This window comes from Vibrio sp. VP6, from assembly GCF_028823755.1.
Classification (GTDB): Bacteria; Pseudomonadota; Gammaproteobacteria; order Enterobacterales; family Vibrionaceae; genus Vibrio; species Vibrio parahaemolyticus.
The window spans coordinates 1-15,243 of the sequence record NZ_JAPEID010000020.1; the positions used below are offsets into that span (position 1 = coordinate 1).

Annotated in this window: 11 protein-coding genes; 6 read left to right on the plus strand and 5 right to left on the minus strand. The window is 46.3% G+C overall.

What is annotated here, in order from left to right; genetic code table 11:
* Both OU793_RS13785 and OU793_RS13790 read left to right on the plus strand, forming a co-directional pair.
* A partial coding sequence (locus OU793_RS13785) for a fructose-specific PTS transporter subunit EIIC (RefSeq protein ID WP_274647784.1) occupies nt 1–867 on the plus strand: 867 nt, incomplete at its 5' end.
* Nucleotides 868–1,175: 308 nt separating this feature from the next.
* The gene (locus tag OU793_RS13790; RefSeq protein ID WP_005454197.1) at nt 1,176–1,751 is read left to right on the plus strand and encodes a porin family protein; all 576 of its coding nucleotides are present in this window, start codon (nt 1,176–1,178) and stop codon (nt 1,749–1,751) included.
* A 68-nt stretch (nt 1,752–1,819) separates the two neighbouring features.
* Here the strand turns inward: OU793_RS13790 and vmeV are convergent, their stop codons facing one another.
* The 3 genes from vmeV to vmeT are packed head-to-tail and all read right to left on the minus strand — an operon-like array spanning nt 1,820 to nt 7,025.
* Complete coding sequence (gene vmeV, locus OU793_RS13795) at nt 1,820–4,879, minus strand: multidrug efflux RND transporter permease subunit VmeV (RefSeq protein WP_025542339.1); 3,060 nt, start codon at nt 4,877–4,879, stop codon at nt 1,820–1,822.
* Entirely contained in the window at nt 4,879–5,940 is a 1,062-nt protein-coding gene (gene vmeU, locus OU793_RS13800) for a multidrug efflux RND transporter periplasmic adaptor subunit VmeU (protein ID WP_047725218.1), read from the minus strand. The genes vmeV and vmeU overlap by 1 nt, the downstream gene beginning before the upstream one ends.
* Nucleotides 5,940–7,025, minus strand: a complete 1,086-nt coding sequence (gene vmeT, locus OU793_RS13805) for a multidrug efflux RND transporter periplasmic adaptor subunit VmeT (protein ID WP_020835249.1) — start codon at nt 7,023–7,025, stop codon at nt 5,940–5,942. Before vmeT ends, vmeU begins: the two co-directional genes overlap by 1 nt.
* Before the next feature lie 150 nt (nt 7,026–7,175).
* Between vmeT and vdeR the strand changes: the two genes are divergently transcribed.
* Nucleotides 7,176–7,901 carry an efflux transporter transcriptional repressor VdeR gene (gene vdeR, locus OU793_RS13810; protein WP_005478460.1) on the plus strand — a complete coding sequence of 242 codons (726 nt, stop codon included), beginning with the start codon at nt 7,176–7,178 and terminating at the stop codon, nt 7,899–7,901.
* A 72-nt stretch (nt 7,902–7,973) separates the two neighbouring features.
* Here the strand turns inward: vdeR and gcvT are convergent, their stop codons facing one another.
* Both gcvT and OU793_RS13820 read right to left on the minus strand, forming a co-directional pair.
* Nucleotides 7,974–9,092 carry a glycine cleavage system aminomethyltransferase GcvT gene (gene gcvT, locus OU793_RS13815; RefSeq protein WP_159404333.1) on the minus strand — a complete coding sequence of 373 codons (1,119 nt, stop codon included), beginning with the start codon at nt 9,090–9,092 and terminating at the stop codon, nt 7,974–7,976.
* A 260-nt stretch (nt 9,093–9,352) separates the two neighbouring features.
* Nucleotides 9,353–9,976, minus strand: a complete 624-nt coding sequence (locus OU793_RS13820) for a helix-turn-helix domain-containing protein (RefSeq protein ID WP_005454180.1) — start codon at nt 9,974–9,976, stop codon at nt 9,353–9,355.
* Between the two features lie 375 nt (nt 9,977–10,351).
* Between OU793_RS13820 and OU793_RS13825 the strand changes: the two genes are divergently transcribed.
* The 3 genes from OU793_RS13825 to gcvP all read left to right on the plus strand — a co-directional run bounded on the left by OU793_RS13825 (nt 10,352) and on the right by gcvP (nt 15,072).
* Nucleotides 10,352–11,647 carry a serine hydroxymethyltransferase gene (locus OU793_RS13825; protein ID WP_005478453.1) on the plus strand — a complete coding sequence of 432 codons (1,296 nt, stop codon included), beginning with the start codon at nt 10,352–10,354 and terminating at the stop codon, nt 11,645–11,647.
* Nucleotides 11,648–11,698: 51 nt separating this feature from the next.
* Complete coding sequence (gcvH, locus tag OU793_RS13830; protein WP_005454126.1) at nt 11,699–12,079, plus strand: glycine cleavage system protein GcvH; 381 nt, start codon at nt 11,699–11,701, stop codon at nt 12,077–12,079.
* A 128-nt stretch (nt 12,080–12,207) separates the two neighbouring features.
* Nucleotides 12,208–15,072, plus strand: coding sequence for an aminomethyl-transferring glycine dehydrogenase (gene gcvP, locus OU793_RS13835; RefSeq protein ID WP_029862277.1), 2,865 nt, complete (start codon nt 12,208–12,210; stop codon nt 15,070–15,072).
* The last annotated feature ends 171 nt before the right edge of the window (nt 15,073–15,243 follow it).

Here is a 15,243-nt window from a genome sequence, read left to right on the forward strand (position 1 = left end):
TCCGCGTTTGCGCTGATGATCCCTGTGCTTGCTGGTTACATTGCCTTCTCAATTGCTGACCGTCCGGGTCTGGCTCCGGGTCTTGTTGGTGGTATGTTGGCAAGCTCTACTGGCGCAGGTTTCCTTGGTGGTATCGCGGCTGGTTTCATCGCAGGTTACGCAGCGAAGTTCTTAGCAGATAAAGTAAAACTTCCTCAATCAATGGAAGCATTGAAACCGATTCTGATCATCCCGTTTGTTGCGACGCTATTTACGGGCCTTGTGATGATCTACATCGTTGGTGGTCCGGTTTCTGGCATCATGAATGGTCTGACTGACTTCCTAAACAACATGGGGTCAGACAGCGCCGTTCTACTTGGTATTATCCTTGGCGCAATGATGTGCTTCGACTTGGGTGGCCCGGTAAACAAAGCGGCTTACGCATTCGGTGTAGGTCTATTGGCTTCTCAAACTTACGCACCAATGGCTGCAATCATGGCGGCAGGTATGGTGCCGGCGCTAGGTATGGGTCTGGCCACTTTCCTAGCGAAGAACAAGTTTGAACCAAACGAGCGTGAAGCGGGCAAAGCATCATTCGTGTTAGGTTTGTGCTTTATCTCTGAAGGTGCAATCCCATTCGCAGCGAAAGACCCAATGCGTGTAATCCCATCTTGTATGGCTGGTGGCGCTCTAACAGGTGCTCTATCTATGCTATTCGGCGCGAAACTGATGGCACCTCACGGCGGTCTATTTGTACTGCTTATCCCTAACGCAATTTCTCCAGTCTTGATGTACTTAGTAGCAATTGCTGCAGGTACGGCGGTAACAGGCTTTACCTATGCATTCTTAAAAAACAAAGCGGATGCAAAACAAGAAGTTGCTGCATAAGCAAAATTTAAGCGATTAACACTTAAGCAATTAACAATGCCACCCTCGATTTGGCATTCAGCACCTCCCTTAAATTCCGGTTAAGGGAGGTGTTTTTTATTTCCCCTCTTCTGACAAAACCATACATTTCGATACTTAACCTTTGTTTTTTGACTCGTTATGCTGCACGGATGAGAGGTGCGACTTATTTGCTTAACTAACGCTTCGGTGACTTGTGTTTTTTCAAGTAGCCGATGAAAAATCCCAAATGCAGATAAAGCCTCTTATATTTCACTTCGTTTTAATCAAAATAATAAAGTTAATTACACATGAAAAAAGCTGTCCTTTTGTTAGCTGCTGTTTCAGCATTCGCGCAAGCAAATCAAACTGATGTCGAGAAAAAAGACGTATCAGGCTTTTACCTTGGTGGTGGTATCGGGGTTACAACTGTCTATGACGACAGTGTTTGGCCGTATGCGGTTAATCTGGATTCTAACGACTCCACATACAAACTGTTTGGCGGTTACCAGTTCAACCGTATCGTCGCAATCGAAGCGCAATACACACGCTACGGTGATATTTTTGACAAGTTTGAAGATGCACCACGCACAATGGTAAAACCTGAAAACATCGCTCTAATGGCGAATCTAGGTTACACGTTTGACAGTGGCTGGCGTCCGTTTGCGACGGTCGGCCTTGGTCGTACCGAACTTGATTTTGGCTCTTCGTCAAAAGCAGAAACGTCATTCCGTGCAGGTGTTGGTGGCGAATACTCACCTAAAGCGATCGAGAATCTGAATTTCCGCATCGCGTATGAAGTAGACACATTTGTAATTGATGAAACTTACGATGACTTAACCATCATGCTCGGCTCACTTTACGCTGGCGTCTCTTACAAGTTCTAAAACGAAAAAAGCCCTGAGGAAATCCCTCAGGGCTAGGCAGGAAGCTGACTTAGATAAGTCAGGAGTCCTTATGCAGTGGTCGGTTTAATCCTAAATAGAATCGCAAACATTACTGGTACAACAATCAATGTTAGTACCGTTGCAAAACCAAGACCTGCCATAATCGTAATCGCCATTGAGCCAAAGAAGGCGTCAAACACGAGTGGAATCATACCTAGAATCGTTGTCAGCGCCGCCATGCTTACTGGACGCACACGGCTGATCGCGCTATCTACAATCGCAAGATACGGATCTTTGCCAGACTCTAATTCCAAATTAATTTGATCAAGTAACACAATGCCATTTTTCAAAATCATCCCGCTCAGGCTCAGCAATCCAAGGAATGCAGTGAAGCTGAATGGCATGTTAGTTGTTAGTAGACCGAACGCCACACCAATAATGGAAAGCGGAACCGTAAACCAAATCACCAACGGTTTTTTGATTGAGTTAAACAGTAAAATGGTAATGATGAACATCAGCAAGTAGCCCATCGGCAGAGAACCAAATAGCCCTTCTTGCGCATCTTTCGATGATTCGTATTCCCCACCCCAAGTAATTTCGTACCCTTCAGGGATGTGTAAAGCCATCACTTTTGGTTGTACACGAGCAAACAAACTTGCCGCCGTATCATCACTCAATACATCGTGGTCAGCCAACACCGTTAAGGTACGTTTTCTGTCTCGGCGTTGGATCAGAGGCTCACTCCAATCTAGTTCGACACCATCAATGATTTGATCGACAGGAATGTACGTTTGTAATGACGGGCTCCAAATCTTCACGTTTTGTAGCGATTCAAAGTCCACACGCTCCGCTTCAGGTAGACGCATCATAATAGGTAACGTATGAGTTCCGTCACGCAGAACACCAAACGTGCTGCCGCCAAACGCCATTTGCAGCGTACTTGATAGATCTTCTTTCGAAATACCAAGGCGACGCGCTTTAGATTCGTTGAAGACGGGCACAAGTTCTTTCGTTCTTTCACGCCAATCGTGGCGAATGTTTCTCGCCCCTGGATCTGTGTGAAGAATGTCTTCCACCTGAACCGCTAGTTCTCGCAACACTTTCGGATCTGGGCCAGTAATACGCGCTTCAATTTTAGACGCTGGAGACGGACCAAATTCCATCAGTTTGAACTGGAATGTAGGCTCATCGAACGTCTTCGCTAAATTGTCATCCAGCTTGCGAAGCAGCTTGAACATATTGTCACGGTCAGTTGTTCGCACTTGGAACTGAGCGTAAGCCTCGTAGCTTTTCTCCGGTTGGTACGTCAATGCAAAACGTTGTAAACCTTGGCCAATCGAAACCGAGACAAAATCGATGTCATCTTGCTGACGAATATAGCTTTCTACTTTTTCCGCTTGCTTAATGGTTTGACGGATATCCGTACCTTCTGGCATCCACATATCAACGTAGAACATCGGCGTATTCGAAGGCGGGAAGAATTGCTGCTTCACATTGCCAAACGCAATAACGGCACCCACTAACAACGCCACCATCGCAGCGACCGTCATCCAACGAAAACGTAACGAGAACTTAAGCAACGCGCCAAATACAACGAACAACCAGCCTTTGTAAGGGTCTTCGTCTTCACCGTTCGTGTCTTTCTCCTCTTCTTTTAGAAGCAGGTCTGCTAAGAAAGGGGTGAGTGTAATTGCCGTAACCCAGCTCAAGAACAGTGAGAAACATAACACCCAGAAGAGTGAGCCCATGAATTCGCCAGTTGCGTCCTGAGATAAGCCGATTGGTGCAAACGCGGTAATTGCGATTACTGTCGCGCCAAGCAAAGGCCACTGTGTTTGTTTCACAATATCAACGGCAGCTTGAACCTTTGTGCGCCCTTTCTTCAGGCCAACCAGAATACCTTCAACCACAACAATCGCGTTGTCCACCAACATACCCAACGCGATGATCAACGCACCGAGCGAAATCCGATGAAGTTCTATGTTGTTGTAATTCATCAAGATGAACGTACCAAACACCGTCAACAGAAGTACCACACCAATGATCACGCCACTACGTAAGCCCATAGTGAACAACAGCACAATAATTACGATGGCTACCGCCTCAGCTAAGCTGATCACAAACGCTTTTACAGAATCATCGACTTCTTGCGCTTGGTTGTAGAAATAGCTCATGTCCAAACCCGCAGGTTTGATGGACTCTAAACTGCTTAGCTCAGCGTTAAGGCGCTCACCTACTTCTACTACGTTAACGCCAGACGCAAACGAAATACCAATGTTGATTGCTTTCTTGCCGTTAAACAAAATCATGTTGCCCGGCTTTTCTTGAATACTTCGGGTGATCGTCGCAACGTCTTTTAAGCGAATCAAATTACCCGTATCACGACCGTGAATGATCAGGTTTTCTAACGCTTGAACGGTATTCAGAGTACCGCTAGGACGAATGACGAGGCTTTCACCATTCACCATAACTTCGCCAGCCGAAACTACGTTGTTTTGTTGGTTAAGCAAGCCAGAAACAACGTTCATGTCGAGATTCAGAGACGCAAGGCGGTCAAGCGAGATTTCAACGAACAACATCTCTTGCTGATCACCAGCAATGTCTACTTTGCCCACGCCATCAACCAGTTCGATTTCGCGTCGTAGGTGGTCGGCATAGCGTTTGAGCTCGACATAGTCGTAATCGTCGCCCGTCAGCATCAACATCACACCGTACACGTCACCGAAGTCATCAATAATCTGCAGAGATTGCACACCTTGCGGTAAAGTTGGTTGCAGATCGTTGATTTTACGGCGCATTTCGTCCCAAATCTGTGGCAGTTCGTCAGGGCCGTAATCCATCTTCATACTGACCATGATCTGCGACATACCATTCGAAGAGGTCGACGTGATTCGATCAATGTACGGCAGTTTACGAATCTCTTTCTCAAGCGGATACGTTAATTCTTCTTCCACTTCTTTGGAGGTCGCCCCAGGATAAGTCGCGACAATCATCGCGTCCTTAATCGTAAACGCAGGGTCTTCTAATCGACCAAGCTCTAGGAATGAAGTCACCCCACCGATAGCAAGAATAACAATGAACAACCAACTGATGACTTTGTTCTTAATGGAATACTCAGCAATGTTCATTATTGTTCCTTCTCCACAACATCCACATGCTTACCTTCGCGTAATTTACGCAGGTTTGAATTAACCAACACATCACCTTGAGTGATTCCCGATGAGACAATCGCCCCTTCACCGTTAACTTGTGAAATCGCCACAGGCACTTTAGTGACAGCGTCACTGTTTATTTTCCAAACAAAGAACTCATTGTCATCGTTGCCTGCTTGAAGTGCCGTCATTGGGATGTTGTAACCATCGATAGAAGTGATACCAGCTTTGATCATGTCGACCATCACGCTCACACTGGTGCCCGGAAGAATCTCTTGCTCTGGTTGAGGCATGGTTAAGTACATCTCATAAGTCTGTGTTTCTGAGTTTGGCTCGCTAGTGTGCTCTAAATAGTCCAGCGCATACGTTGTTGGAATACCAGAGAACGTCGCACGCGGCTTATAACTCATGTTTTGTGCGGTTGGGTTCACCATCGCTAACACGTTGTCAGACAATTCGATACGCACATAAACCACATCGTTTTGATACAAGTTCAGTACAGGTTCGCCAATCGCCACGCGCTCAAAACGCTCTTTGAAAACGTCTGAGACTTTTCCTGCAAACGGGGCAAATAAACGCGTATAGTTCAACTGGTTGGTGGCGTTATAGAAGTTTGCCTCTGCCAGTTCCTTGTTTGCGGTCAGCTCATCCAGTTCTGCTTTGGATATCATTTGGCGACCGTGCAATTCCTCACCTCGTTTAAGCTGGCGAATCGCAAGCGTGTATTGCGCTTCAGCATCATTTACCGCTTGCTTTTCTTTGCTGTCATCCAGCTTGGCGATCATTTGCCCTTCTTTCACTACGTCACCAGCTTTCACTAGTACGTGTTGAATCTCACCGGCGCGACGAAATGCCATTGGTGTTTGTTCAGCAGGAACAACTAGCCCTTTAAACGCGCGATATTGGCTTTTCACTGGCGCGTCAACTGAAATAGTCGAAACATACAACGGTTGTTCGGCTACGTTTTGACTATCACTTTGGCAACCAGTAAGAACGGCCAAGGCGATGGCCGATACTGCGAATAGAGAATGCTTCATTAAATGCCTTCCTCACGAATCCAAGCTTTCACCACTTGCCCTTCGACTAATCGTTCTACGCCAGCAATAACCACGTAGTCGTTGTTATCCAAACCTGACTCAATCGCACCACTTTCATTTAGTGACAATGTCACCTTATTCACTTGTTGCGTTGAGCTATCCATCACCCAAACTTCACCTTGGTTCTCTTGCTTGTTTACCCAAGCCGATGTCGGCAACATCATGGCGTTAGACTTGTTTTGCTTAGCAATGTGTACTTGTCCTGTCATCCCAGTGAGCAAGTTGCGATCGGTTGGCCGAGTGATCGTCACAATCGCTTCATAGCTGTTGGTATCGATGTTTGGCTGCGTTGAGATTTCTTTGAACTTACCCGGAATACGTTTGCTTGGTTCGCTGTCCATCGTTACCCACATCTCTGCGTTTTTTAGTGCAGACAGAGAGACAGACTCCGCGTAACTAACGGGCAAAGTGAAAGAAACATCCAGTGTGGTGTTATCAATCAAATTGAGGATTTCTTGCTTTTCACCTACCACTTGATAAGGCTTCACGTAGGTGTACGACACCACACCGTCAAATGGCGCTTGAATTTTGGTGTAGCTCAAATCGGTTTTCGCTTGTTCAAAACTTGCCAACGCTGCTTTGTATTGCGTTTCTTTTTGATCGTAGCTATCGGTGCTGATGAGTTTTTTGCTGTACAGACTTTTTGCTCTTTCCCACTGAGTTTTCGCCAATGCATATTGGGCTTGCGCCGCGTCTAAAGCTAATTGCAGATCTTTCGGGTCTAGTGTGGCGAGCACTTCACCCTTTTCTACCCCTTGTCCCATTCTTACCAGTAGCTTTTCAACTTCCCCACCAACTTGAAAAGACAACTGCGCTCGATACGTTGCATCAATACGCGCAAGAAAAGCGTCAGAGTCGTCAACCGTAAGATCTTTAACAGCAAGTAATTTAACGGGTTTGATTAAAGGCTCTGCCGGTTCTGATATGGCTTTATTACACCCTGTCAGCAACGTAGAGAGACTTAACGTCACCACAGCGCCAATCAAAGTGTGCTTTATAGTTTGTTTTCGCACTGGCTTCTCCATAGATTTAAAATTTACTACACAGTCGTGCAGTATAGGCAGAATTGAATATTGATCAACATATTTTCCACATGGATAGCAAATTAATTAGTCAAAGCGTTCGGTTTCTGGTAAAAGTAGGCACGTTGATTAATATTCGGGAAAAATCGAACTATGAATGTAAGAAAGCAAGGCCGACGTAGCGCTGAAGCCGCAGAACAAACTAAGTGTCTGATCCTTAAGGTCGCTGCAGATATGTTTTGTGAGCTGGGTTACGAGCGAGTCTCGCTAAGAAACATCAGCGAAAAGGCGGGTGTATCACATAGTTTGATTCGTCATCACTTCGGCAGCAAAGAGAAAATCTGGCAAGCAGTGAGTGACGCGATGGATGAGTTCCTGCAAAATTATATGGCAGGCCTAATCAACGAAATGCCTGAGAACACCCCATCAAATCGCAAGATTTACCTGTTTATGGTTCGCATGTTGGCGTTTGCACTCGTGAACCCTCATCCAGTGCAAATGATTGCGGACTCAATCCGACAAGATGATAACGCGCTGTTTGACTACTTCTTAAAGTCAAAAGACGAGTTTGCCGAGATTTTCACGAGCATTTTCGCGCAGTACAACAGTGAATTCCCAGAAGCACAATTCGATCAGTGGGAATCAAAATGGCAGATGTTGATCTTTGCACACGGCGCAGTCAGCCTTGCTCCAATGATGCAAGAAACATGGCCAGATATCGCAGACAATCGTGAACAACTGCTGATCAAACACTGGGAATTGTTTAATACGATCATGGCGACGCAATTCAGAATCGCGAAAGAAGATATGATCCACCCTAGCAAGCTTGAAGACATCGTTATCGACATGTGTTGTACCATCGATGAAGCGGTAAACTAAAAAGCCAATAAGCGAAAAGAAGACATAAAAAATGCCGAGCTATTCAGCTCGGCATTTTTGTTTCATTCAGTTTTAACCGCGGTAGTAGCGTTGCGGTACAAACGGCATTTTTTCAACCGTCATTGGTAACATTTTGCCACGCACTTCTGCGAACAGCTCTGTACCAATCGCAGCAAGGTCGGCGCGCACATAACCCATTGATACTGGCTTACCTGCGTTTGGACCGGCTGTACCGCTGGTTACGATACCAATTTTCGCACCATCAGCATCAAACAGCTCAACACCTTCACGAACTGGCGCTTTTGTTTGGCCAACAAGGCCAACACGCTTACGTGCAACATCTTTGGTTTCAATCTGCTTTAGAATGATGTCAGCACCAGGGAAACCACCTTCACGCTCACCGCCAACACGACGCACTTTTTGGATACCCCAAAGCAAGCTCGCTTCAACTGGTGTTGTAGTCGTGTCTAGGTCATGTCCGTATAGACACAAACCACACTCTAAACGAAGTGAATCACGCGCACCAAGGCCAATCCATTCTACTTCTTCTTCCGCAGTCAGTTTGCGTGCTAATTCTTCTGCTTTGTCAGCAGGAACCGAGATCTCGTAACCATCTTCGCCAGTGTAGCCACTACGAGAAACAATGCATTCGGCGCCTAAAATATCGACTTTACGAATATCCATGAACAGCATGTCTGTCACTTCTGGAGCAAAACGTGCTAACACCGTTGCCGCTTGAGGGCCTTGAATCGCCAGAAGAGCGCGATCTTCAATGACTTCTAGTTCAACACCCGATGGCAGATGCGCTTTTAGGTGAGCGATATCTTGTTCTTTACACGCTGCGTTCACAACCACAAAAAGATGATCGCCCAAGTTTGCAACCATTAGGTCATCCATAATGCCGCCTTCTTCATTAGTGAAGAACGCATAACGCTGTTTGCCAGACTCAAGATCCACAATATCAACAGGAACTAATGTTTCTAGAAATGCTGCCGCGCATTCACCAATTAAGCGAAGCTGACCCATATGAGATACATCAAACAAACCTGCTGCATCACGAGTGTGTAAGTGTTCCTTCTTTACGCCTAGAGGGTATTGAACCGGCATATCGTAACCCGCGAACGGGACCATTTTTGCGCCAACTTCAACATGAAGTGCGTGCAGTGGTGTTTTCAGAAGTTCTTGAGTCATTTTCGTCTCCATTTAGATAGACCCGAGAATGCTATCGGCATTCGATGTGTTTCCAATAATAAACATGGCTCATTCTATTTTGCACGAACAAGACAGCGATCGGCTTTCAAAAGTGTGACTCTTAACATTTTAATCACAATAAAACGTATAAAAAAGGCGCTTCATTGACCGATATATCATCAACAGAGCGCCATCATAACGTATTTACACTTGTTAGCAATCGTTTGCTTTCACTATAGGAAATTTACAACTATTTATCACTACTTGGCGGTAACCCACAAAATTTGAGCATCTTCCTCACTTACGCTGGTCAACATGTGCCCCATGTTCGCGTCGTAATAGACACTGTCACCTTCGCTCAAAACCACCGGCTCGTAAAACTCAGAATAGAACATAACCTCCCCTGATAAGATGAGCAAAAACTCCTCGCCATCATGACGAACCCAATCTTTGTATTCGTCGAAACTGCGAGCACGGATCTGGCTCTTAAACGGCATCATTTTCTTATTGGAAAGTTGTGTCGCAAGCAGTTCATGCTCATAGGTCTGAGTTGGGTGTGGTTTTCCTTCACTTTTCTTAGTGATATCTCTACGCCCTGTTGCCACTTTTTTTCTTGGAGGTTCAAATAGTTGCGGCATGTCAATCTGCAATCCAAGCGCCAATTTTTGCATGGCTTGGAATGTAGGAGAAATCTGTTCGTTTTCAATCTTACTTAGCGTAGAACGCGCAAGGCCAGTACGCTGACTCGCCTCTTCTAACGTAATGCCCAACTTAGAACGGATATCCTTAATGCGCTGACCAAGCTTTAACGGCTCGATATTTTGATCATTTTGTTCTTTCGCCAACGTCATCGACGGGTATTCATCGTAAATACTTTCTGCCATAAATCCCTCTATAAATATCCTTATTTCTCTCCTACTAGCATTGTGCATGAACCCTATAGTGGATAAAAGTGCACCACGTTAATTAAAGCGTGCTCTTGTTAACAAAACCAGAAATCTTGTTTCTTATAGGAAATTTTTGGTTGATTGTTCCCGCCTCAAGCGCTATGTTACCAACTTGTTAGATGTAGAGATGCAAATTTCCGTAAGAGATTGAAGAAGAAAAAGCGCAATCCGACGGAGTTTTCGCCCACTTTTTAGGGCTGGATGTTCACTCTGTTCTGCTACGCAGTTCAGCTGTTTTGAGGACAAATGAACCACATCGCAAGTCAATCAATCTTCTGCGGGTTCATTTTCAGATTTGGAAGGTCAACTACCATGAATAAGAGTTACCCTAACCACAGCTTGGAAAACTTTTTCTCTACCAACCTCTCTGCGACAGATGACGCTGTCTTTGCCGGAATTCAGGCGGAATTCACTCGCCAAAACGAACAAATCGAACTTATCGCTTCTGAGAACATCGTGTCTAAAGCGGTAATGCAAGCTCAAGGCACATGCCTAACAAACAAATACGCTGAAGGTTATCCAGGTCGCCGTTACTATGGTGGTTGTGAGCACGTAGATACAGTGGAAGCCATTGCTATCGAACGCGCGAAAAAACTTTTTAATTGCGAATACGCAAACGTTCAACCTCACTCAGGCGCTCAAGCAAACGGCGCAGTAAAACTGGCACTTCTTCAACCTGGCGACACCATTCTTGGCATGTCTTTGGATGCAGGTGGCCACCTAACACACGGCGCACGCCCTGCACTATCTGGCAAATGGTTTAATGCAGTTCAATACGGCGTTGATCGTGAAACACTAGAAATCAACTACGATGATGTTCGCGCTCTGGCGCTAGAACACAAACCAAAGATGATCATCGCAGGCGGTAGCGCGATTCCACGTACTATCGATTTCGCAAAGTTCCGTGAAATCGCCGACGAAGTGAACGCAATCCTAATGGTCGATATGGCGCACATCGCAGGCCTTATCGCAACAGGCGCACACCCTAGCCCATTGCCACACGCACACGTTGTGACCACGACAACGCACAAAACACTGCGTGGTCCACGCGGGGGCATGATTCTGACTAACCACGAAGACATCATTAAGAAGATCAATTCGGCGGTATTCCCAGGCCTACAAGGCGGTCCATTAATGCACGTTATCGCCGCTAAAGCGGTCGCATTTGGTGAAGCACTTGGCCCTGAATTTAAAACTTATATTGATTCGGTGATCAATAACGCAAAAGTCCTAGCGGAAGTATTGCAAACTCGCGGTTGCGACATCGTAACTGGTGGTACAGACACGCACTTAATGCTGGTTGACCTTCGTCCTAAAGGCTTGAAAGGCAACAAAGCAGAAGAAGCTCTAGAGCGTGCTGGGATCACATGTAACAAAAATGGCATCCCATTCGATACAGAGAAGCCTATGATTACATCGGGCATCCGTTTAGGAACGCCTGCGGGTACAAGCCGCGGCTTTGGCGCTGAAGAATTCAAACTCATCGGTAATTGGATTGGTGACGTACTGGACGGTTTGGTGAACAACCCAGAAGGTGACGCAATCGTTGAGAAACGCGTTCGCAAAGAAGTAAAAGAGCTTTGCAGTCGCTTCCCTCTTTACCAGTAAACGACTTTTTAAATCAGAATAATTCCTGACAAGTTATTTGGAGATTAAGCAATGGACAAAACACTGAAGTTTACAGATAGCCACGAGTGGGTACGTGACAACGGTGACGGCACAGTGACAATCGGTATTTCTGAGCATGCGCAAGAAATGTTGGGTGACGTAGTATTCGTTGACCTACCAGACGTGGAAGACGAAGTAGAAGCTGGCGAAAGCTTCTCTTTGGTTGAGTCTGTAAAAGCGGCTTCAGACATCTACTCACCAGTAACCGGTGAAGTAGTTGAAATCAACGAAGAGCTAGAAGACAGCCCAGAGCTAATCAACGAAGAACCATACGAAGGTGGTTGGATCGTGAAAGTGAAACTTTCGGACCCATCTGAGTTGGATGACTTAAAAGATGCGGAAGAATACCTAAGCTCTATCGAAGAAGAGTAATTAGGATGTGACGAAAGCTGTTCCCTAGCCTGTTTAGAGAGCAGCTTTTTTTCTAGGTTCGGACGTATAATTAAATGAGTCAATTAAGACCATTTCCGATACCCGAGCCAAGGAGTAGGTAAAGGACAATGACTGAATTACTTCAAAGCCTCAGCACACAAAACGAGTTCGTTGGACGCCACAACGGACCAAAACTTTCTGACCAACAAAAAATGTTGGAAGCGATCAACGCAGTTAGCCTAGACGCACTGATCAGCGAAACCGTACCAGCAAACATCCGCCTTGAGCAGCCAATGACGTTGGCAGAAGCGAAAAGCGAAGCGGACATGTTGGCTACGATGAAACAATTCGCAAAACAAAACCAAGTCAAACGTACATTCATCGGTCAGGGTTACTACAACACGTTCACGCCAAATGTCATTCTGCGTAACGTACTAGAAAACCCAGGCTGGTACACCGCGTACACACCATACCAACCAGAAATTTCTCAAGGCCGTTTGGAATCACTACTGAACTTCCAACAAATGGTTATCGACCTAACCGGTATGGAAATCGCTAACGCGTCTTTGCTTGATGAAGCAACCGCAGCGGCAGAAGCGATGACACTTTGTAAGCGCGCAGGTAAGAGCAAGAGCAACGTATTCTTTGTGGCTGACGACGTGCATCCACAAACCATCGAAGTGGTAAAAACGCGTGCTAAATTCATCGGTTTTGAAGTGCTAGTTGGCTCTTTAGAATCTCTACCAGAGCAAGACGTATTCGGCGCGCTGGTTCAATACCCAAGCACAACGGGTGAAGTTCGTGATCTAACGGACATCATCGCGAAAGCACAAGCAAACAAAACGCTTGTTACTGTTGCGACTGACCTACTTGCTTCTACCCTATTGAAACCTGCTGGAGAAATGGGCGCAGACGTCGCAATCGGTTCAGCTCAGCGTTTCGGCGTACCAATGGGTTACGGCGGTCCACACGCGGCATTCATGGCAACTCGTGACAAACACAAACGTACAATGCCAGGCCGTGTTATCGGTGTTTCTATCGATGCGAAAGGCAACCAAGCACTTCGTATGGCAATGCAGACTCGCGAGCAGCACATCCGCCGCGAAAAAGCGACATCAAACATCTGTACCGCTCAAGCGTTACTAGCAAACATGGCATCTTTCTACGCGGTTTACCACGGTGCAGAAGGTCTACGCACCATTGCTCGTCGCACGCACCACATGACTGCCATCCTTGCTGCTGGCCTAACAAAAGGCGGCTTTGAACTGGCTCATAACAGCTTCTTCGACACCATCACCATCAATACTGGTGAGAAAACGCAAAATCTGTACACAAAAGCACTCGCAGCAGACATCAACCTACGCGTCCTACCTGGCAAACTAGGCATTAGCTTAGATGAAACAACAACCGTTGCAGATGTCGAAGCACTGTTCGCCGTCTTTGGCGTAAAAGAAGACGTTGCCGCACTATCAACGGAAATTGCTGGTAACGAGTTTGCCGCCATTCCAGAAGCGCTACGTCGCACTTCAGAATACCTAACGCACCCAGTGTTCAATACTTACCACAGTGAAACACAAATGATGCGTTACCTAAAACAGCTTGAAAACAAAGACTTCTCGCTAACGCACGGTATGATTCCACTAGGCAGCTGTACGATGAAGCTAAACGCAGCGGCAGAGATGATCCCAATCACTTGGCCTGAGTTTGGTTCTATCCACCCATTCGCACCAGCAGAACAAACAGCGGGCTATGCAGCGCTAGCGAAAGATCTAAAAGAGAAGCTTTGTGAAATCACAGGCTACGACGCATTCTCACTACAGCCAAACTCCGGCGCATCGGGTGAGTATGCAGGTCTTATCGCGATTCAACGCTACCACGAAAGCCGTGGCGAAGGTCACCGCAACGTATGTTTGATCCCAAGTTCTGCGCACGGTACTAACCCTGCAACCGCATCTATGGTGTCAATGAAAGTTGTGGTTGTTAAGTGTGATGACGAAGGCAACATCGACATCGACGATCTAGCAGCGAAAATCGAGAAGCACAAAGACAACCTATCCAGCATCATGATCACTTACCCTTCTACGCACGGCGTTTACGAAGAGAAGGTGAAAGAAGTGTGTGAAATGGTTCATTCCGCAGGCGGTCAAGTATACCTAGACGGCGCGAACATGAACGCACAGGTTGGTCTAACATCCCCTGGCTTTATCGGCTCAGACGTTTCTCACCTAAACCTACACAAAACCTTCTGTATCCCTCACGGTGGCGGCGGTCCAGGTATGGGGCCTATCGGCGTTAAATCGCACCTAGCACCTTTCCTACCAGGTCACATCGAGAACGGTGTAGAAGGCGAAGACTTCGCAGTATCAGCTGCAGATTTTGGTAGTGCATCTATCCTACCTATCTCTTGGGCTTACATCGCCATGATGGGTGAAGCAGGCTTATCCAACGCAACGAAGGTCGCGATTCTAAACGCTAACTATGTGATGGAGCGTCTACGCCCTCACTACCCTGTTCTTTACCGTGGTAAAAACGGCCGTGTAGCGCACGAATGTATTATCGACATCCGTCCGCTGAAAGAAGAAACAGGCATTAGCGAAGAAGATATCGCGAAGCGCCTAATGGACTACGGTTTCCACGCGCCAACCATGTCGTTCCCAGTTGCTGGCACGCTAATGGTTGAGCCAACGGAATCTGAAGACCTAGCAGAGCTAAACCGCTTCTGTGATGCGATGATTTCTATTCGTGAAGAAATGACGAAAGTGAAAAACGGTGAATGGCCACTAGAGAACAACCCTCTCGTTAATGCGCCACACACGCAAGTTGACCTTTCTGCTGAAGAATGGGATCGCCCATACTCACGCGAACTTGGCTGCTTCCCTTCTAAAGCAACCAAATCTTGGAAATACTGGCCAACAGTAAACCGCGTAGATAACGTTTACGGCGACCGTAACCTAATCTGCTCGTGCCCAAGCATCGATAACTACGAAGACTAATTTTTGTAGAATCTAAATAGACAAAGGCGAACCGATTGGTTCGCCTTTTTGTTTTTATTGCTGATGCATTAACTCACTTCTGGACAATTTCGTGTCAGTTATATTACTAAATTAGAATGTAACGGATTAGTTGAGGTATGGAAAAGTAACTCTGCACACACCGGAACCAAA

Coding starts and splice junctions, on each gene's coding strand:
- OU793_RS13790 (WP_005454197.1), top strand. CDS start 1,176: ATGAAAAAAGCTGTCCTTTTGTTAGCTGCTGTTTCAGCATTCGCGCAA.
- vmeV (WP_025542339.1), bottom strand. CDS start 4,879: ATGAACATTGCTGAGTATTCCATTAAGAACAAAGTCATCAGTTGGTTG.
- vmeU (WP_047725218.1), bottom strand. CDS start 5,940: ATGAAGCATTCTCTATTCGCAGTATCGGCCATCGCCTTGGCCGTTCTT.
- vmeT (WP_020835249.1), bottom strand. CDS start 7,025: ATGGAGAAGCCAGTGCGAAAACAAACTATAAAGCACACTTTGATTGGC.
- vdeR (WP_005478460.1), top strand. CDS start 7,176: ATGAATGTAAGAAAGCAAGGCCGACGTAGCGCTGAAGCCGCAGAACAA.
- gcvT (WP_159404333.1), bottom strand. CDS start 9,092: ATGACTCAAGAACTTCTGAAAACACCACTGCACGCACTTCATGTTGAA.
- OU793_RS13820 (WP_005454180.1), bottom strand. CDS start 9,976: ATGGCAGAAAGTATTTACGATGAATACCCGTCGATGACGTTGGCGAAA.
- OU793_RS13825 (WP_005478453.1), top strand. CDS start 10,352: ATGAATAAGAGTTACCCTAACCACAGCTTGGAAAACTTTTTCTCTACC.
- gcvH (WP_005454126.1), top strand. CDS start 11,699: ATGGACAAAACACTGAAGTTTACAGATAGCCACGAGTGGGTACGTGAC.
- gcvP (WP_029862277.1), top strand. CDS start 12,208: ATGACTGAATTACTTCAAAGCCTCAGCACACAAAACGAGTTCGTTGGA.